The sequence below is a fragment of the Salinicola aestuarinus genome (assembly GCF_003206645.1).
GTDB classification, from domain to species: Bacteria; Pseudomonadota; Gammaproteobacteria; order Pseudomonadales; family Halomonadaceae; genus Salinicola; species Salinicola aestuarinus.
Genome location: NZ_PZJP01000008.1, coordinates 597,792 through 616,609 on the forward strand (window position 1 = coordinate 597,792; position 18,818 = coordinate 616,609).

Sequence of the window (18,818 nt, forward strand, 5' to 3'; positions counted from 1 at the left end):
GGCGGGAACTCGCGCCGGTCACGCCAGCGCCAAAAGACGTAGCTCGGCGTCATTGGTTTAGATGACTAGGACAAATTACCACGCACGCTTTTGATTAGCGCACCAACTAAAGCCGTATTTACGTCGGGCGCCCAATGCGTTAATGAGGAAATTCAATTCCTTGGCAGTTATGGCATCGCTCGATCACGGGAATGACACACGCTGACGACCTCCACGCGCTAGCATCGCGTCGCGTCGGCAACCCACGACAACTCCGCCAGAGGTCCGCCATGTCACGTCGATCAGGCTCTTCCCGCCCCGCCAGGGTTCACCGGCGCTGCGTGCTTACCGCGCTCGGATCGACACTGATCGCGCTCGGTGCGCTGATCAGCCAACCCGCCAGTGCCCAGTCGGCGATTCTCGAGGGCGAGCGCTTTCATCCCGAAACCGGTGAGCACGGTATGGTCGCGACCAGCCACTATCTCGCGTCACAGATCGCCCACAACGTTCTCGCCGACGGCGGTAACGCCGTGGATGCGGCAGTCACGGCGGGGTTCGCGCTGGCGGTGACGCAACCCCGCTCGGGCAACATCGGCGGCGGTGGCTTCATGCTGGTCTCGGACGAGGAAAGCGGAGAGGTCGTCGCCATCGACTACCGCGAAAAAGCCCCTGCGGCGGCCTATGAGACGATGTTTCAGAACGACGCCGGCGAGGCGGTGAGCGAGCTTTCCCGTTTTACTCATAACGCCGCCGGCGTGCCCGGTACGGTCGCGGGTCTGGCGCTGGCGCTCGACGAGTACGGCACGCTGAGTCTGGCCGAAGCGCTGGCGCCAGCGATTCGGCTCGCCGAGGAGGGGTTCATCGTGCCGCCGCGGTTCGCCCAGGGGCTCGAAGCCTCCCGCGACCGGCTGGGGGCGTGGCCGTCGAGCCGTGCGGTGTTCTACAAGCCGGACGGCTCGACCTATCAAGCGGGGGAGCGCTTTCGCCAGCCGGACCTCGCCGCTACCTTGAAGCGCATCGCCGCCGAGGGCCCGCGAGAGTTCTACGAGGGTGAGACGGCGCAGCTGATCGCCGCGGAAATGGCCCGCCACGGCGGGTTGATGACGGCGGCGGACCTTGCCGAGTACGAACCGACGATTCGAGAGCCGGTTCACGGCCGCTATCGCGGGTTTGATGTCTACGCCATGAGCCCGCCCTCTTCCGGCGGCGCCCACATCGTGCAGATGCTCAATATCCTCGAGGGCTTCGATATCAACGCGATGGGCTTCAATTCGGCGCGCACGATCCACCTGATGAGCGAGGCGATGAAGCGCGCCTACGCCGACCGCGCCGAGTATCTCGGCGACACCGATTTCGTCGAGGTGCCGCTGGCGGAAATCACCTCACCCGCCTACGCCAACGAACGTCGCGCCGAGATCGATCTCGACCAGGCCACGCCCAGCGACGAGATCACCGCGGGCGACCCGAAGGCCGTCGATCTGCCCTACGAATCCAACGAAACCACCCACTTCTCCATCGCCGATGACAACGGCCTTGCCGTCTCCAACACCTACACAATCAATTTCAGCTACGGCTCCGGCATCGTGGTCGACGGCGCCGGCTTTCTGCTCAACAACGAGATGGATGACTTCTCCGCCAAGCCGGGCACGCCCAACGCCTACGGGCTGATCGGGGGCGAGGCGAACCGGATCGAACCCAACAAGCGCATGCTCTCCTCGATGACGCCAACCATCGTCAAAAAGAATGGCAAAAACTTCCTGGTGACCGGCAGCCCCGGCGGGTCACGAATCATCACCACGACGCTGCAGGTGGTGATGAACGTGATCGACCACGGCATGAACATTCAGAGCGCCGTCAGCGCGCCACGCATTCATGACCAGTGGCTGCCGGCGGAGATCCGTATCGAGGATGGGCTCAGTCCCGACACCATTGCGCTGCTGGAAGCGATGGGGCATCGCATCAGCCTGCAGGACGCAATGGGCGCGGCGCAGTCGATTCTGATCGAGGAGGACGGCACTTTTACCGGCGGCGCCGATCCACGGCGCTCGACCTCCTCTGCGATGGGCCTGTAAGCCGAATCGTCTCTCGCTCGCCGTTACCCGAGCGCCACGTTGCTAGTAGGAGCCGTCATGTCCGCCGACTCGATTGTCCGCCAGAGCCTGTTCACACTCGCCGCAACCGCACTGGGGTTCCTACTGCTCACAAGTCGCGCCGAGGCGCAGGTCGTGCGGGCGCTCGACGTGACCAGCCACACATTGATCCATGAGCAGTTATCGGGGCGTGAAACGGACCACTTCCGGCTGAAGGGCCGTGAGGGCCAGACACTCTCGGTCGACCTAGAAGCCGACAACGGCGGTGCCTACTTCAACATTTGGCCAGAGGCGGCGGACACGGCACTGTTCGCCGGAATGCAGGAGGGCAATGTTGCCGATGTTCACCTACCGGCGGACGGGGACTACCGCATCGATGTCTTCCTGGTACGGGCGGCGGCGCGACGCGACGAGAAGGCGCGCTACAGCCTGGCCGTCGCGCTCGGCCCGCCGGATTTTGCCGATGGCCTGGCCGGCGGGCCGGATGCCTGGCGCGTGACGCTGGCTGACAGCGAGGGTCGTCTCAACGTCCGGCAGGGCCCGGGGCGTCGGTATCCCAGCGTTGGCGTGCTTGCCAACGGCGAGACGCTCGAGAACCAGGGTTGCCGCCTGAGCGGTGAGCAGCGCTGGTGCCTGATCCGAGCGGCCAACACCGGGCAACGGGGCTGGGTCGCCGGCCACTACCTGTCGGAAGCGCCGCCCATTCAGCATCCGACGGCACCGCTGCCCGCTCGGGCCGACGGCAGCCGACCTTTCGATGCCATGGGCGAGCTCGATTGCCGGTTCGAGAGCGAGTGGGCCCGGTGTCCGTTTGGCGTGATTCGCGATGGCCCCGGCAACGCCGGCGTCTGGATCACGCTGCCGAACGGCGAGACGCGCCACGTTCTGTTCGAGGACAGCACGGTCGTCGCCGTCAGCGGCGGCGAGCCAAGCGACTATCAGGCGATGCAGAGCGACGATGACCACATCATTCGCCATGGCGATGAGCGCTACCGCATTCCGTTCGCGGTCGTCGACGGCGGCTGATGCCGATTCTGCTCATCGCCATCGCCGAGTGGTTCGCCACCGCGCTCTGGTTCACGCCCAACGCCGTCATCGGCGCGCTTCAGACCTCGCTCGGAATCACCCCGACGGATCTCGGCTGGCTCACCGGCGGCGTGCAGCTAGGCTTTCTCCTCGGCACGCTAACGCTCGCCTTGAGCGGTATCGCCGATCGCGTCCCGGCGAGCCGACTCTTTGCGCTCGCCTGCCTGATCGGCGCCGGCGCCAACGCCGCGCTGACGTTCGCCGATAGCCTCGTTGTCGCCACCCTCTGGCGGGTCGTCACCGGATGCTGTCTCGCCGGCATCTATCCCATCGGGATGAAGCTGATGGTTCGCTGGGTACCCGAAAGCACCGGGCTGGCCCTCTCCTGGCTGGTCGGCATGCTGGTGCTGGGCACGGCGATGCCGCATCTCCTCGCCGCGCTCGACTGGGGTGGCGACTACCGGTCGACGCTTTGGCTCGCCTCGCTGATGGCACTGGTCGCCGGCGGCGTGATCCTGCGACTGGGCGAGCCATCGGCGAGTCCCATTGCCGCCCAGCCGGCGTCCAGCGACACCTCGACACCGAGCGAGAGGCCGCCATCACGCGCCGCCGGCTTTCGCCTGGGCGGGCTCGACGCCTTTCGCGTCCCTGCCTTCCGACGCGCGGCGGGGGCGTACTTTGGCCACATGTGGGAGCTCTACACGCTATGGGCGCTGCTGCCGCTGCTGCTGGCCCAGGCGATGCCTGCGCTCGGCACACGGGAAACGGCGCTGACTGCCTTCGCGCTGATCGCCGTGGGGGCGCCGGGATGCTGGATCGGCGGCTGGGCCAGCCAGCATCTCGGCAGTCAACGTATCGCCCGCATCGGGCTGGCCGGATCGGCGGGCTGCGCCGCGCTCTTCCCCTGGTTTGCCGAGGTTCTCGCGCCGGCGGCGCTGGTCGCCTGGATGGCCCTCTGGAGCCTGCTCGCGGTGATCGACTCGCCACACTTCTCGGCGCTGTCGGCGCGCGCCTGCCCACCCCCGCTGCTGGGTAGCGCGCTGACCCTGCAGAACGCCATCGGCTTCGGTGTCTCGGCGGTGTCGCTGGGCCTGCTCGTCCCCGCCCTGCCTGCGCTCGAGGCGCAGATCGCCTGGCTGCTGCTACCCGGCCCCCTCGTCGGGCTGTGGGCGCTGCGTCGGCGCGAGGCCGACGCTCATCGAAGCGCCTAGCGCGGGTTGCCGACCTGGCCTGCGCTCTCAACATATTCTAAATGAGTATAAACAGCCGCATTGTCATTACTCTTTTGCTTATCTAGCCTTGCCAAGCAACGACATAAATCGAGCAAGGGACATTGACATGAACTGGGACACGAACTGGCGCGCCGCTTCTCGCCACGTCTTTCTGGCTACGGCACTTGGCGCCGCGGCGCTGTCGAGCTTGCCCGCCCAGGCTCAGGACGACGAGCCGCGGGAGCTGCTCAACGCCTCCTACGATATCGCTCGTGAACTCTTCGCCGCCGTCAATCCGAAGTTCATCGCCTGGTGGGAAGCGCAGCACGACGAAACCGTCGCCGTGAACCAGTCTCATGGCGGCTCCTCGACTCAGGCTCGCTCGATCATGCAGGGGCTGCGAGCCGACCTCGTGACCTTCAACCAGGTAACCGACGTGAACGTGCTGGCGGACGCCGGCCTCGTCGCCGAGGACTGGCAGGACCAGTATCCCAACAACGCGTCCCCCTACTACTCGACCACCGCCTTTCTGGTGCGCAAGGGCAACCCGAAGGAGATCGAGAACTGGGACGATCTCACTCGCGACGATGTCGCATTGATCTTTCCCAACCCCAAGACCTCGGGCAACGGCCGCTATACCTATCTCGCCGCCTGGGGTTACGCCGATCAGACCTTTGACGGCGACGAGGATCAGATCGAGTCCTACATGAAGCAGTTCCTCGGCAACGTCGAAGTGTTCGACACCGGCGGTCGCGGCGCGACGACGACCTTCGTCGAGCGCAATATCGGTGACGTGCTGATCACCTTCGAATCCGAGGTCAACAACATCCGCCAGGAGTATGGCGAGGACGACTACGAAGTCGTGGTACCGCCGGTCAGCATCCTGGCCGAGTTCCCCGTCGCCGTGGTCGATGAGTACGCCGAACGTAACGGCAACGCCGACCTGGCCCACGGCTACCTTGACTATCTCTACACCCCGGAAGCACAGCAACTGCTCGCCGACTTCAACTACCGCGTCAACGACGAGGAAGTCGCCGCCGAGAACAGCGACCGCTTCCCCGAAACCGAACTGCTGCGCGTGGAAGACGTCTTCGGCGGCTGGCCAGAGGCGATGGAGACGCACTTCGCCAGCGGCGGTGAACTGGATCAGCTCCAGCGCCGATGATTGCGAAAATCCTGACTCGGGGGCATCAGCGCCGGGTATTGCCAGGCTTCGGCCTGTCGCTCGGCGTCTCGCTGACCTTCGTCTCGCTAGTCCTGCTGCTGCCCTTGACCAGTCTGGTCGGGCAGCTTTCGACGTTGAGCCTTTCGCAGTACGTGTTCCTGATCACCGATCCGCGCGTGATGGCAAGCTACGGCGTGACCCTGCTGGCGGCGGCGGTGGCGGCGCTCTTCAACGCCGTCTTCGGCCTGTTGATGGCGTGGGTACTGGTGCGCTACGAGTTTCCGGGTAAGCGGCTGGTGGATGCGCTGATGGATCTGCCGTTCGCGCTGCCCACCGCGGTCGCCGGCGTGACACTTGCCACGCTCTACTCCAGCAGTGGCTGGATGGGTGGGCTATTGGCCCCCCTGGGCATCGACATCGCCTACACCTGGGTCGGCATCGCGCTCGCCATGGCGTTCACTTCGATCCCCTTCGTCGTGAGAACGGTGCAACCGGTGCTGGAGGATCTACCGGCAGAGGTCGACGAGGCCGCGGTGACGCTCGGTGCCGCGGATGGCCATGCCTTTCGGCGGGTGCTGCTGCCCTATCTCTGGCCGGCGCTGGTGACCGGTACCGGCCTCGCCTTCGTGCGCTCGCTGGGTGAATTCGGCGCGGTGATCTTCATCGCCGGGGGCAAGCCCTACGAAACCGAAATCACCTCGCTGATGATCTTCGTCAAGCTGCAGGAGTACGACTACGCCGGGGCATCCGCGGTCGCTTCCATCGTGCTGGCCACCTCACTGATGCTGCTGCTGATCATCAATCTATGGCAGGGGCGCTTCATCAAACGACTGCACGGAGGGCGCCCCTGATGGTCCGTATCGGTGACGCCCCGGGCGTGCGACGAACGCTGATCGTTGCCGCCCTCGTGTTGTCCGCGCTCTTTCTGCTGCTGCCGCTGGTGGCGATCTTCGCACAGGCCCTGATGAGCGGCCTCGATGTCTACTGGCAGAACCTCAGCGACCAGTACACGCTGGCGGCGATCGGGCTGACGCTGCTGGTGACGCTGCTGACCGTGCCGGTCAATCTGGTCTTCGGTGTCTTTCTCGCCTGGCTGGTGACCCGCTTTACCTTCCCGGGGCGGCGGTTGCTGCAGACGCTGATCGACATCCCGTTCGCGGTCTCACCGGTGGTCGCCGGGCTGGTCTATCTGTTGCTCTACGGGCGCAACGGCTGGCTCGGCGGCTGGCTCGACGCCCACGACATCCAGATCATGTTCGCGTGGCCGGGCATCGTGCTGGTGACGATCTTCGTGACCTGCCCCTTCGTCGCCCGCGAGCTGATTCCGCTGATGCAGGCGCAGGGCGCGCGCGAGGAAGAGGCTGCCGTCACCCTCGGCGCCTCCGGCTGGACCATCTTTCGACGGGTGACGCTGCCCAAGATCCGCCATGCGCTGCTCTACGGCGTTATCCTCACCAACGCCCGTGCCGTCGGCGAGTTCGGCGCGGTGTCGGTGGTGGCCGGCGCAATCCGTGGCCAGACCAACACCCTGCCGCTGCAGGTCGAGCAGCTCTATCAGGATTACAATACCGTCGGCGCTTTCACCAGCGCCTCGTTACTGGCCATGCTGGCGCTGTTGACCCTTGCCGCCAAGGCCGCACTCGAATGGCGCGCTGCGCGCCGGGAGACCGCGACATGAACATTCGGATCGCAGGCGTCGACAAGCGTTACGGCCGCGCCCGTGCCCTGGAGCCGATCGATCTCGATATCCAGGATGGTGAGCTGATCGGTCTGCTGGGGCCGTCGGGCTCCGGCAAGACGACGCTATTGCGCATCGTTGCCGGACTCGAGCAGGCCGACAGCGGTTCGATTCATTTCGGGGAACGCGACGTAACGCAGGTGCACGTCCGCGACCGACGCATCGGCTTCGTGTTCCAGCACTACGCCCTCTTTCGTCACATGAGCGTGTTCGACAACGTGGCGTTCGGGCTCAACGCCCTGCCCCGCCGCGAGCGCCCTTCCAGTGACCAGATTCGAAGCCGGGTCATGCAGCTACTCGAGATGGTGCGACTGACCGACTTTGCCTCACGCTACCCGGCTCAGCTCTCCGGCGGCCAGCAGCAGCGTGTCTCGCTGGCCCGGGCACTGGCGCTCAAGCCCGATGTCCTGCTACTCGACGAGCCGTTCGGCGCGCTGGATGCCAAGGTGCGCCAGGAGCTTCGTCGCTGGTTGCGCCACCTCCATGGTGAACTCGGCTTCACCAGCCTCTTCGTGACCCACGATCAGGAGGAGGCACTGGAGCTCTCGGATCGCGTGGTCGTGATGAGCGACGGTCGCGTCGAGCAGATCGCGACGCCGGACACGCTCTATCGCCGTCCCAGCAACCGCTTCGTGTTCGAGTTTCTCGGCGAGGTCAATCGGCTCGAGGGTGACGTCGCCCGTGGCGTGCTGACCTGCGGCGATGCCCGTCTATCGGTGCCGGGGATCGACGACGGACGCCATGAGCTGCTGCTGCGCCCTCACGAGATTCGCCTGAGTGACCAGCCGAGCCATGGCGCGCATCTGCCGGTAAGCGTCAGCGCCGTGGTACCGGTGGGCGCCGAAGTGCGCCTTGAGCTTGAAGCCGACTGGCTCGGCGAGCCGTGGCAGGCCAGCGTGGGACATGCCGAGTTCGATCGCCTGGACATCCGTCGAGGGCGACGACTCTACGCCGTCGTCAGCCAGATTCATCGCTTCGATGCGTCGAGACCGCAGACACTGATGCTGGAACCTGCCATCTAACGCCCGGGCGTTACGAAACGTGGCGCGCGGCGTCTATACTGTCCGCGTTCGTTTCATCGACTCGAGAGGTGGGTTACATGCGTCAAGTTTTTTCCCGGCGTCAACGGCTTATGCTCAAGGGCCTGGCGGTGGCCGCGACTCTGGCGTTGCTGACCGCCTGCGCGCAGAGCCCGCAGATTCTGTCCGTGACCCCCAAGGCGAGCGGCGGCTACCCCCGCGCCGGCAATGGCCAGGCGGTCACGCTGAACGTGGTCGACGGCCGCGACAGTAGCGTGATCGGCACCCGCGCCGGGATTGCCTCGGCGACCTCGACCATTACGGTCGAGGCCAACGATGTCATCCCCAAACTACAGGCCCAGGCGGAGGGGGCACTGCGCAGCATGGGCTTCAATCCCACCACGCAGGCAGACGGAGGGCCGACGCTTACGCTGACACTCGACGAGCTAGACTATGCCCGCGGCAGCGCCGATCAGCCCGTACTGCGCGCCTCCGAGCTGCAGGCGATCATGGAAGCGCGAGTGGAGAACGGTGGCGATACTTATACCGGGCGCTACACCGCAAAACGCAAGCAGAGCTACGCGTTCAAGCCGGACTGGGACACCAACAACCGGATGGTCAGCGAACTGCTCGGCAACGCGCTCGATCGGACCTTCCGCGACCCGCAGATCGGCAATCTGCTCGCGCGCTGAGCCATTGCCCGGCGTTATCAACGCCAGAACCAACGAGACCGCCCGTGGCCATGGCCACGGGCGGTCTCGTTTCCAGCCGGCGCCTGGTCACAGCCTTGGTAGGCTCTACCACGATGCGCCCGCCCCTCAGTGACCGTGGCTAGCCGGCGTCTCGCGGCCCCCGGCGTAACAGTCGCCAGACACTCTCTTCCACGCCGTCATCAGCCGCCTCGCCCCGATCGAGGCAAGTCACCTCGAAGTTCGGCGCCAACAGCCGTTCGACCTCGGCGGCATCGACGCTGAACGGGGGCCCACGCTCGGGATCGCCGTGAGTCAGCGTGATCAGAAGCCCCACGCGACCGGGCTCGATTAGCTGCGCCAGATGCAGCGCATAGCGCTGACGGGCCGGCGCCGGCAGTGCGATCAGCGCGGCCCGGTCGTAAAAGGCGCCAAACGGCACGGTCGGCTCGAGGTCGAAGTGAAAGAAGTCTCCGCACCAGATCTCGACGGCATCTTGTCTGACGCAAGCAAAGTCATCGGTCTCCCACCGTGTCACAGGCTCGGACGACTGCGCCACGAACTGCTCCACGGCCAGCGACGAGAGTTCGACACCCGTGACCGCATGACCCCGTGCCGCGAGCCAGCGCAGGTCCGGTGACTTGCCGCAGAGCGGCACCAGCACCCGAGCGTCTTCAGCGACCCTTAACGTCGGCCACTCGGCGACCAGGGCCGGGTGCGGCGTCTCGCGGTGAAAGCCGATCCGCCCCTGGCGCCAGCGTTCGAGCCAATCGATCTCCGTCATCAACTTAAAACCAGCGGTCGCGCTTGCGCCGGCGCTTGGGCAGGTGCGGCACCAGCAGGCCGAGTATCAGTCCGGCACCGGCAACCCCGCCCCCGTACAGGAAATAGCGCATCAGCAGGTCTTCCTCCTGGGTGTCCAGCCGCGCCTGCATCTCGCGCATGCGCGCCTCGGCGTGGGAATAGGCGTCGTTGAGCTGGCCGTTATTCGCCTGCAGCTCGTCGACCTGGGTCTGGCGGCTTTCCAGCTCCTGGCGCAGGTCCGCGACGCGCTGATTCCACTCGTCATCGATCCCGTCGAGACGCTCGGTGAGCTCGTCGACCCGCTGCTGCAGATCGGGGACGCGCGTCTGCGCACTGGGCTTTGACTGCACGTAACGCGACTGAATCCACACCGTGTCGCCGTCAGGCCCCCGGACGCGGGAGTAGTCGCCCTGGGTCTCCAGCACGGTGATCGGCTGGCCACTCTGCAGCGTTCCCACGATACGGTAGCCGTCGGTGGGACCGCTGCGGACAAAGGTCGGGAGGTCGTCGCTGACCCAGTGGTCGCTGTCGGTGGCACTCTGACCGGCATCCTGCGCCAGTACCGGAAGGGAGAAGAGCATCGCGCTGAACGCACAGCCCATCGCAAGTTTTCGCATCTTGAACCTATCGTCGTAATTCTGGTGGTTAAAACGGTGACGGTTTTGCGTATCGAATCGCCGGCGCGACTCCGGCGGTCGCGACGCGCAGCGCGACGATGAGAACGCCTCAAGCATCCTGCGAGAGGGTCAAAACAAGAATCCACACTTTCTGTGGATAACCGTTGGGACAACTTGAGAAGCGATGACGCGACTTCCGGCTATCCCAGCGCTGACGACAAATTGATGAAAATCTGACCAGCCGATCAGCCATCATCCCTTGGCGGCCACGCCATCGGGCGCGGAAACTCGGCGACGTTGCCCTCGGCCTTGACCGCTTTGACCGCCCCGCCGTGGTCGACTTCGTCGATCCGCACGATGGCGCTGTAGGGGATGTAGCTGCGGCTGACACCCTCGAAGGTACGGCGCAGCTTCTCGGCCCCCGGATCGACCACTACCTTGGATTGATCTTCGAAGACGAAGGTCTCGACCTCGATGAATCCCCACAGATCGCTTTGGAAGATATCCCGGGCGTAGAGTTCCCACACTTCGCCCTGATTGTGGAACACCACCCGATAGATCGACTTGGACGACATAGACTCGCGTTTCTCCACAAACTCGCCGCGACGGTCCCCTCTTGGCAGCCGGCCAGGAGGGCCACCGGCCGCGGCGGCAAATAGGCGCAAGGGTATCACAGCCGCCGCGCCTTGCGAGCGCCACGGGTTGGCCGGCGAGGCCCGGCGCCCGTATAATGCGGCGTTCTTCAAATCGGCGTCTCGGTCCCGCAGTCGGGCCCGCCGCCGCGTCGACAATGACGCATCTCTTTTCACTACCCACGGGGCATCGGTGACGCGCGCATGGCCGCAACGCAACCAGTGACGAAAAAGCTCTTCATCAAGACCCATGGCTGTCAGATGAACGAGTACGACTCCTCCCGCATGGCGGACCTGCTCGGCGAGTCGCATCGTCTCGAAATCACTCACGACGAGACCGACGCCGACGTCATCCTGCTTAACACCTGCTCGATTCGCGAGAAGGCGCAGGAGAAAGTCTTCCATCAGCTCGGCCGCTGGAAAAAGCTGAAGGCGGCCAAGCCCGATCTGGTGATCGGTGTCGGCGGCTGCGTGGCGAGCCAGGAAGGCGAGAACATCCGCAAGCGCGCGCCTCACGTCGACATGGTCTTCGGCCCGCAGACACTGCACCGGCTGCCGACGATGCTCGACGCTCGCGCCAAGAGCGCCACGCCGATCCAGGCGGTGGACGTGACCTTCCCGGAGATCGAGAAGTTCGATCATCTGCCCAAGCCGAAATCCGATGGCGCCACTGCCTTCGTCTCGGTCATGGAAGGCTGCTCGAAGTACTGTACGTTCTGCGTGGTGCCCTACACCCGCGGCGAAGAGGTCTCGCGCCCCTTCGAGTCGGTGATGGAGGAGGTGGTCCATCTCGCCGAGCAGGGCGTGCGCGAGATCAACCTGCTGGGGCAGAACGTCAACGCCTACCGCGGGCTCGACGAGGGCGGCGACGAGATCGACCTTGCCGAGCTGATCGCCTGTGTGGCGGCGGTCGACGGCATCGACCGCATCCGTTTCACCACCTCTCATCCGGTCGAATTCACCGATAGCCTGATCGAGGCCTACGGCGAAATCCCGGAGCTGGTGAGCCATCTGCATCTCCCGGTTCAATCCGGCTCCGACCGCATTCTTTCGGCGATGAAACGCGGACACGGCCGTGACATGTACATCGAGAAGCTCGAGCGCATCCGCGCCCTGCGCCCGGACATCAGCTTCTCGTCGGACTTCATCATCGGCTTCCCCGGCGAGACCGACGAAGACTTCGAGCAAACGATGGATTTGATCCATCGAATCGGTTTCGACGCCTCGTTCAGCTTCATCTACTCCAAGCGCCCCGGCACGCCGGCCTCCTCGCTCGAGGACGACACCCCGGAGGCGACCAAGAAGCAGCGCCTGGCGATTCTGCAGGAGCGTCTCAACCAGCAGACGCAGCAGATCAGCCGACGCATGGTTGGCAACACCGAACGCATTCTGGTCACCGGCTTCTCGCCCAAGGATCCCGGCGAGCTCTCCGGGCGCACCGAGAATAACCGCGTGGTCAACTTCCGCGCCGAGGAACCGACGGCACTGATCGGCTACTTCGTCGACGTCGAAATCACCGAGGCGTTCCCGAACTCGCTGCGGGGCCAGCTGCTCTCCAACGCCCGCTATTGAGCGCGACGCGCTGATTCCACGCTGTTCAGGTCCTCACCCTGACCGGGCTTGCCGGGCCGGCGCCGAGACATCGGCGTCCACGCCCGGTTGAGTTATGCCTCTGTGCCCCCACTCAGTGATGACAGAACCGACCGCCGAGGATCGCGCGACGACACGGGCGAATCGCCGCGCAGCGCGGCATTCGTCCATGGTGGCGTTGCCCCGAGCCAAAGCGGCGAAGTAAGCTGACGACTTTCCTTTTCCTTATCCACGGATCTCTCTGCGTTGACCCAAGACCAGCACTCCGACAACCGCGTCATCTCGCTGACACTGGAACCCAACGACCCCAGACGTCTGGCCAACCTCAGCGGGCAGCGTGACGAACACCTGAAGCTGATCGAATCCCGCCTCGGCGTCACCCTGCGCAACCGCGGCAATACCTTCCAGCTTGCCGGGCCCGATGCGGCGGTCAAGGCCGCTGCCAACCTGCTCGAGCACCTCTATCGCGAGACTGCCGCCGAAGAGCTGGAACCGGATACGGTGCATCTCTTCCTGCAGGAGTCCGGCGTCCAGGCACTCGAGGAGGAGACCGGCGACGAGGAGGCCGGCGGGGTGATCATTCGCACGCCGAAAGTGCTGATCAAGCCGCGCGGTATCAACCAGCAGGGTTATGTCGCGAGCATCCGTCGCCACGACATCAACTTCGGTGTGGGCCCGGCCGGGACCGGCAAGACCTATCTCGCCGTCGCCGCCGCGGTCGAAGCGCTCAACCGTCAGGAAGTCCGACGTATTCTGCTGGTGCGCCCGGCGGTCGAGGCCGGGGAGAAACTCGGTTTTCTTCCGGGGGATCTGGCGCAGAAGATCGATCCTTACCTGCGCCCGCTCTACGATGCGCTCTACGAAATGCTCGGGTTCGAGCAGGTCAACAAGCTCATCGAGCGTCAGGTGATCGAGATCGCGCCGCTCGCCTACATGCGCGGACGCACGCTCAACAACGCCTTCATCATTCTCGACGAGAGCCAGAACACCACGCGCGAACAGATGAAGATGTTCCTGACACGTATCGGCTTCGGCTCGACGGCGGTGATTACCGGCGACGCGACACAGGTCGACCTGCCTCGCGGCTCGAGCTCCGGCCTGATTCACGTGCTCGAGGTGCTGCGGGGCACCAACGGGATCGGGGTGACCCAGTTCGCGCCCAAGGATGTCGTGCGCCACCCGCTGGTGCAGCGCATCATCGAGGCCTACGACCACTTCGAAGCGACCGAAGAAGCCGAGCAGCGCAAGCGCCGGGAGGAGCGTCGCCAGGCGCGTCTCGACGCCCAGGCCCCCCGAGCCACCGACGGCGAAGCCGGCACCGGCGCCGACAATAGCGAGCCGAGTGGCTCATGAGCACCGATGCCAAGGTCACGGCGGCGGTCGAGATCGACCGTCAGGTCGCGCTCGATGAGGGCGATATCGAGGCGCTGCCGACGCTTGTCGATCTGGAACGCTGGGTCGGCGTCGTGCTCGCCGCCCACGACGAAGCGCGGACGGAGCTCACCGTGCGCTTCGTCGAGCGCGACGAGAGCCAGGCACTCAACCGCGACTATCGCGGCAAGGACAAGCCCACCAATGTGCTGTCGTTTCCCTTCGAAGCGCCCCCCGGCATCGAACTGCCGCTGCTGGGCGACCTCGTCATCTGCCACGAGGTGGTGGTGCAGGAAGCCGGCGATCAGCACAAGGCGACAGCCGATCACTACGCCCATCTGGTAATGCACGGCTGCTTGCATTTGCTCGGCTACGATCATATAGAAGAGGAAGAAGCCGACGCGATGGAAGCGCTCGAGCGAGAACTCCTCGCCCGCTTTGCCATCGCCGACCCTTACCGGCCGCCGGCCTGATCGCCGATACCTATGACCGACTCATTCGCTCCCATGCCCAACGCCACATTCGTGACCGCTTCAACATCCACAGCGGTGACCTCGCCCTCGTCCGGTCAATCCGGCAACGAGGCCGGCGCCTCCCCGGCGCCACTGCCCGAATCTCCCGACGAACCTCCGCCGAGTCCCTCCCGGACCGCCGGCGGCCCGACCGATGCCTCTCATCCCGCGACGCCATTCGGTCGCACAGGCCATCATCGACTTTCCTTCCGTGCGTCATCCGAGGACAAGAGACTCCACTCATGAGCGACGACCGATCGAGTAGCCAGGGCAGCCGTTCCTGGCTCGAAAAGTTGATCAGCACTTTCTCCAGCGATTTCGACGAACCCAGCTCCCGCGAGGAGCTCCTCACCTTTCTGCGTGAGGCCGGCCCGAAGCTCAATCTCGATCAGGACGCCCTGACGATCATCGAGGGCGCATTCCAGATCAGCGATCAGCAGGTGCGCGAGGTGATGATTCCTCGCTCCCAGGTCACCGCCATCCAGGTCGAGGAGCGCCCCGAGGACTGCCTCCCCATCATTCTGGAGACGGCGCACTCGCGCTATCCGGTGATGGGCGACAACCTCGATGACGTGCTCGGCATTCTCCTGGTCAAGGACCTGCTGCCGCTGCTCAAGCACACGCCCAACGAGCGTGCTGCGTTCTCGCTCAACGACGTGCTGCGGCCGGCGATGTTCGTGCCCGAATCCAAGCGGCTCAACAGCCTGCTCAAGGAGTTTCGCGACACCCACAACCACATGGCAGTGGTGGTCGACGAGTACGGCGGCACGGCGGGCATCGTGACCATCGAGGACATTCTCGAGCAGATCGTCGGCGACATCGAAGACGAGCACGATACCGATGAAGAAGAGGACATCCGCAACCTCGGCGATGGCACCTACGCGGTGCGTGCGCTGACGCCGATCGAGGACTTCAACGAGGCGTTCGACACCCAGTACTCCGATGAGGAGTTCGACACCGTCGGCGGCCTGATCATGCAGCGCTTCGGCCACCTGCCGCGGCGCAACGAGCACGCCGATCTGGGCGCCTGGCGCTTCACCGTCCTGAGCGCCGACAACCGACGCATCCGTCTGCTGCAGGCCAAGCCCGTCCCCGCCGAAGCCGAGCAGGAGAGCCCGTCGCGACTTGAGAACTGAGCACGGCCCCGGTGCGCCGGTACCAGCAGGCGCCCGGCCGTTAGACGACCGGGGCCTGCCGTCTGATCCCCTGCGCATTCCCGAGGCATCTCTGATATAAGGGCACTTTTCTTCGAGGAGTGCCCCATGCCCCGCGCCAAGCCATTGATCTCCGTCTACCGCCCCTGGCCGGGCTATCTCGCGGCACTGGTCGCCGGCGGCTTCGCCACGCTCTCCTTCGCGCCCTTTCATCTCTGGTGGCTGGCACCGCTCGCCGTGGCACTGATGTACGTCGATCAGCACCGGTTGAGCGTCGCCCAGGCCAGCCTGCGAGGCTGGCTCTTTGGTGTCGGCCTCTTCGGCACCGGCACCAGCTGGGTCTACATCTCGATTCACGACTACGGCTACACCGGTGTCCCGCTGGCGCTCTTCCTCACGGCGCTGTTCGTCATCACGCTGGCGCTGTTTCCGGCGCTGATCTTCGGGCTCTACCGCCGCTTCACCTCGCCACGCCTGGCGTTTCTGAGCTTCGCTGGCGTGTGGGTCGTGGGCGAAGCGTTTCGCAGCTGGGCGTTCACCGGCTTTCCCTGGCTGCTGCTGGGGAGTGCTCAGGTCGATTCACCGCTGGCGCCCTGGGCACCGATCGGCGGGGTCTATCTGCTCTCGCTGATCGTCGCCCTGACCGGCACCCTGCTGGTCGAGTTCTGCCGACGGCGCTGGTGGGCCGCTGCTCCCGTCGCCGCGCTCTGGCTGGCGCCGCTGCTGCTGCCGAACCACTGGACCCAGCAGGCGGCAGACCCCCTGCGCTTCGCGCTGCTTCAGGGCAATCTGCCTCAACTGGCGAAGTGGAGCCCCGAGGGCCAGCGCAACGCCGTCAACACCTATAGTCGACTGACCCGCGAGCTACCCGATGACGCCAGCGTCGTCGTGTGGCCGGAGACGGCGCTACCGATGTTCGAGCGCCAGGCGCAGCCCTATCTCGAGCGGCTGCAGGCGACGCTGCCGAGCGAGACAGCGCTGCTCAGCGGCATCGTCCAGCGCGACGCTAGCGGCGACTACTACAATGCCATCGTTGGCGTCGGCGAGGTGCGAGGGGCCTACCGCAAGTCCCATCTGGTCCCCTTCGGCGAGTTCCTGCCGCTGGACTTCGTACTGCGCGACGTCATCGACTTTTTCAATCTGCCGATGTCGGACTTCAGCGCCGGTGCCGACTCGCAGCCGCCGATCCTGACCCACGGCATCGCCATCGGCAGCGCCATCTGCTATGAAATCGTCTATCCGGATCTGGTCGCCGAGCGCGCCCGCGGGGCCAACTTGCTGCTGACGGTCTCCAACGATACCTGGTTCGGCCGCTCCATCGGCCCGCTCCAGCATCTGCAGATGGCCCGACTTCGCGCGCTGGAGAACGGCCGCTATGTCGTCCGCGCCACCAGCAACGGTGTCACCGCGATCATCGATGCGCAGGGCAACCTGCGTGAGCAGGCACCGCAGTTCGAGACGGCGAGCGTGGTCGGTGATGTCGTTCCGATGACCGGACTGACGCCGTTCACTCGCACCGGCAGCTGGCCGGCATGGCTGCTGGCCATACTGATGCTGGCGCCCGGTGTCGCCAGCCAGGCCCGCCAGCGTAAGGCATAACCCGAGAATCAGGTTGCTCGGGGGCGTTGTCGGCGACGCCATTTGTCAAAATGCGACGCGGCTTTAACGCCGCGCTCGTCCGACGCCGGCGGTGCTTGTCAGTCGTCGCCGGATAGCGTTGGATGAGGGCATTCATTCGCTGCAACGAGTGCCCCATGACGCCCACGCTGGTCAGTCAAGACGACATCCGCACCGCCTTCTCCGAGGCGATGTCGACGATGTATCGCCAGGAAGTTCCACAGTACGCCACCCTTCTCGAGCTCGTCGCCGACATCAATCGGCGTACGCTCATCGCCGACACCGATCTCGCCGAGCGCCTCGCTGCCGGCTCGGAGACCGAGCGACTCGGTGTCGAGCGTCACGGGGCGATTCGCGTGGGGACCGCCGAAGAGCTCGCCACGCTCAAGCGGGTCTTCGCGCTCATGGGGATGTTCCCGGTCGGTTACTACGACCTGTCGCAGGCCGGCGTGCCGGTTCACTCCACGGCATTTCGCCCGGTCGACGAGGCGGCGCTGGCGCGCAACCCGTTTCGCGTCTTCACCTCGCTGCTGCGTCTCGAGCTGATCGAGGATGACGACCTGCGCCGGCAAGCGGCATCGATTCTGGCCCAGCGCGACATCTTCACGCCGGGCGCCTGGGAGCTGATTGCCCTTGGCGAGCGTCAGGGTGGCTTAGACCGCGACCAGGCCGAACGCTTCGTCGCCGAGATTCTCGAGACCTTTCGCTGGCACCAGGACGCCACCGTCGATCACGACACCTACCAGGCACTCCACGACGCGCACCGGCTGATCGCCGACGTGGTCTGCTTTCGTGGACCCCACATCAATCATCTGACGCCTCGCACGCTGGACATCGACGCCGCCCAAGCCGCCATGCCCGACTACGGCATTGCGCCGAAGGCGGTGATCGAGGGACCGCCGCCCCGGCGCTGCCCGATCCTGCTGCGTCAGACCAGTTTCAAGGCGCTGGAGGAGTCGGTGCGCTTCGCCGAACTTGCCGAAGGGCGCCACACCGCGCGCTTCGGCGAGATCGAGCAACGCGGCGTCGCGCTCACCCCCGAGGGCCGCGAGCGCTACGACACGCTGCTCGCCCACGCCCGCGAACTGCCCAAGGCGCCGGATAACGCCACGCACCAACGCCAGCTCGGCGAGGTCTTCGCCTCGCTGCCGGACGATTACGATACACTCCGCCGCGAGGGGCTCGCCTACTTCCGCTACGCCGTGACCGAGAGGGGGCGCGAGCGCCTGGCGGCGCAGGAGTCGCACCCCCGCGACGTTGACTCACTGATCGATCAGGGCTGGATTGCAGCAACGCCGATCACCTACGAGGATTTCCTCCCCGTGAGTGCCGCGGGCATCTTCCAGTCGAACCTCGGCGATACCCAGCATCAGGCCTACGCCAGTGAGTCGAATCGCAGCGCCTTCGAGCTGGCTCTCGGCCGACCGGTGCTCGACGAATTCGCGCTCTACGCGGAGCTGGAGACGGACTCTCTCGACCGGGTGCGCCAGCAGCTCGGCCTCTGACCGCTGCTCAACGTCGACACGCCCTCTCGGGCCGTGTCGCAATCAACATCACGTGTGTCGCCCGCGCCCATCGTCGCGGGCGATGACTTCGTAGACTGG

At 65.3% G+C, this 18,818-nt stretch carries 17 protein-coding genes; 14 read left to right on the top strand and 3 right to left on the bottom strand.

Features of this window, described 5'->3' with window-relative positions; genetic code table 11:
• Window positions 1-269: 269 nt before the first annotated feature.
• The 8 genes from ggt (at window position 270) to DOM41_RS14675 (ending at window position 8,920) form a co-directional block, all read left to right on the top strand.
• Complete coding sequence (gene ggt, locus DOM41_RS14640) at window positions 270-2,051, top strand: gamma-glutamyltransferase (protein WP_110687578.1); 1,782 nt, start codon at window positions 270-272, stop codon at window positions 2,049-2,051.
• 57 nt (window positions 2,052-2,108) lie between these two features.
• A complete protein-coding gene (locus DOM41_RS14645) occupies window positions 2,109-3,095 on the top strand; it encodes an SH3 domain-containing protein (RefSeq protein WP_110687579.1) in 987 nt (328 codons plus the stop codon).
• Window positions 3,095-4,306, top strand: coding sequence for an MFS transporter (locus DOM41_RS14650; protein WP_110687580.1), 1,212 nt, complete (start codon window positions 3,095-3,097; stop codon window positions 4,304-4,306). The genes DOM41_RS14645 and DOM41_RS14650 overlap by 1 nt, the downstream gene beginning before the upstream one ends.
• 127 nt (window positions 4,307-4,433) lie before the next feature.
• Window positions 4,434-5,471: a thiosulfate ABC transporter substrate-binding protein CysP gene (cysP, locus tag DOM41_RS14655; RefSeq protein ID WP_110687581.1), complete on the top strand. Its 1,038-nt coding sequence runs from the start codon at window positions 4,434-4,436 to the stop codon at window positions 5,469-5,471.
• The gene (gene cysT, locus DOM41_RS14660; RefSeq protein WP_188112408.1) at window positions 5,468-6,322 is read left to right on the top strand and encodes a sulfate ABC transporter permease subunit CysT; all 855 of its coding nucleotides are present in this window, start codon (window positions 5,468-5,470) and stop codon (window positions 6,320-6,322) included. Before cysP ends, cysT begins: the two co-directional genes overlap by 4 nt.
• Window positions 6,322-7,149: a sulfate ABC transporter permease subunit CysW gene (gene cysW / locus DOM41_RS14665; RefSeq protein ID WP_110687582.1), complete on the top strand. Its 828-nt coding sequence runs from the start codon at window positions 6,322-6,324 to the stop codon at window positions 7,147-7,149. Before cysT ends, cysW begins: the two co-directional genes overlap by 1 nt.
• Window positions 7,146-8,231, top strand: coding sequence for a sulfate/molybdate ABC transporter ATP-binding protein (locus DOM41_RS14670; RefSeq protein WP_110687583.1), 1,086 nt, complete (start codon window positions 7,146-7,148; stop codon window positions 8,229-8,231). The genes cysW and DOM41_RS14670 overlap by 4 nt, the downstream gene beginning before the upstream one ends.
• A 77-nt stretch (window positions 8,232-8,308) precedes the next feature.
• Window positions 8,309-8,920, top strand: a complete 612-nt coding sequence (locus DOM41_RS14675) for a YajG family lipoprotein (protein WP_110687584.1) — start codon at window positions 8,309-8,311, stop codon at window positions 8,918-8,920.
• Window positions 8,921-9,059: 139 nt separating this feature from the next.
• Here the strand turns inward: DOM41_RS14675 and DOM41_RS14680 are convergent, their stop codons facing one another.
• The 3 genes from DOM41_RS14680 to DOM41_RS14690 form a co-directional block, all read right to left on the bottom strand.
• Entirely contained in the window at window positions 9,060-9,701 is a 642-nt protein-coding gene (locus DOM41_RS14680) for a class I SAM-dependent methyltransferase (protein ID WP_110687585.1), read from the bottom strand.
• A gap of 4 nt (window positions 9,702-9,705) precedes the next feature.
• Window positions 9,706-10,338, bottom strand: coding sequence for a TIGR04211 family SH3 domain-containing protein (locus DOM41_RS14685; RefSeq protein WP_245391859.1), 633 nt, complete (start codon window positions 10,336-10,338; stop codon window positions 9,706-9,708).
• A 245-nt stretch (window positions 10,339-10,583) separates the two neighbouring features.
• Window positions 10,584-10,913 (bottom strand): DUF1820 family protein, encoded by a 330-nt coding sequence (locus DOM41_RS14690; protein ID WP_110687586.1) that lies wholly within the window; start codon window positions 10,911-10,913, stop codon window positions 10,584-10,586.
• A 279-nt stretch (window positions 10,914-11,192) separates the two neighbouring features.
• Here DOM41_RS14690 and miaB point away from each other — a divergent pair, with 279 nt between their 5' ends.
• The 6 genes from miaB (at window position 11,193) to hglS (ending at window position 18,719) form a co-directional block, all read left to right on the top strand.
• Window positions 11,193-12,542, top strand: coding sequence for a tRNA (N6-isopentenyl adenosine(37)-C2)-methylthiotransferase MiaB (gene miaB / locus DOM41_RS14695; protein WP_110687666.1), 1,350 nt, complete (start codon window positions 11,193-11,195; stop codon window positions 12,540-12,542).
• 264 nt (window positions 12,543-12,806) lie between these two features.
• Window positions 12,807-13,913: a PhoH family protein gene (locus tag DOM41_RS14700; protein WP_110687587.1), complete on the top strand. Its 1,107-nt coding sequence runs from the start codon at window positions 12,807-12,809 to the stop codon at window positions 13,911-13,913.
• Window positions 13,910-14,404, top strand: coding sequence for an rRNA maturation RNase YbeY (ybeY, locus tag DOM41_RS14705; RefSeq protein ID WP_110687588.1), 495 nt, complete (start codon window positions 13,910-13,912; stop codon window positions 14,402-14,404). Before DOM41_RS14700 ends, ybeY begins: the two co-directional genes overlap by 4 nt.
• Before the next feature lie 281 nt (window positions 14,405-14,685).
• The gene (locus DOM41_RS14710; RefSeq protein ID WP_110687589.1) at window positions 14,686-15,579 is read left to right on the top strand and encodes a CorC family transporter; all 894 of its coding nucleotides are present in this window, start codon (window positions 14,686-14,688) and stop codon (window positions 15,577-15,579) included.
• Window positions 15,580-15,705: 126 nt separating this feature from the next.
• Window positions 15,706-17,196: an apolipoprotein N-acyltransferase gene (lnt, locus tag DOM41_RS14715; RefSeq protein WP_110687590.1), complete on the top strand. Its 1,491-nt coding sequence runs from the start codon at window positions 15,706-15,708 to the stop codon at window positions 17,194-17,196.
• 155 nt (window positions 17,197-17,351) lie between these two features.
• Complete coding sequence (gene hglS / locus DOM41_RS14720; protein ID WP_110687591.1) at window positions 17,352-18,719, top strand: 2-oxoadipate dioxygenase/decarboxylase HglS; 1,368 nt, start codon at window positions 17,352-17,354, stop codon at window positions 18,717-18,719.
• The last annotated feature ends 99 nt before the right edge of the window (window positions 18,720-18,818 follow it).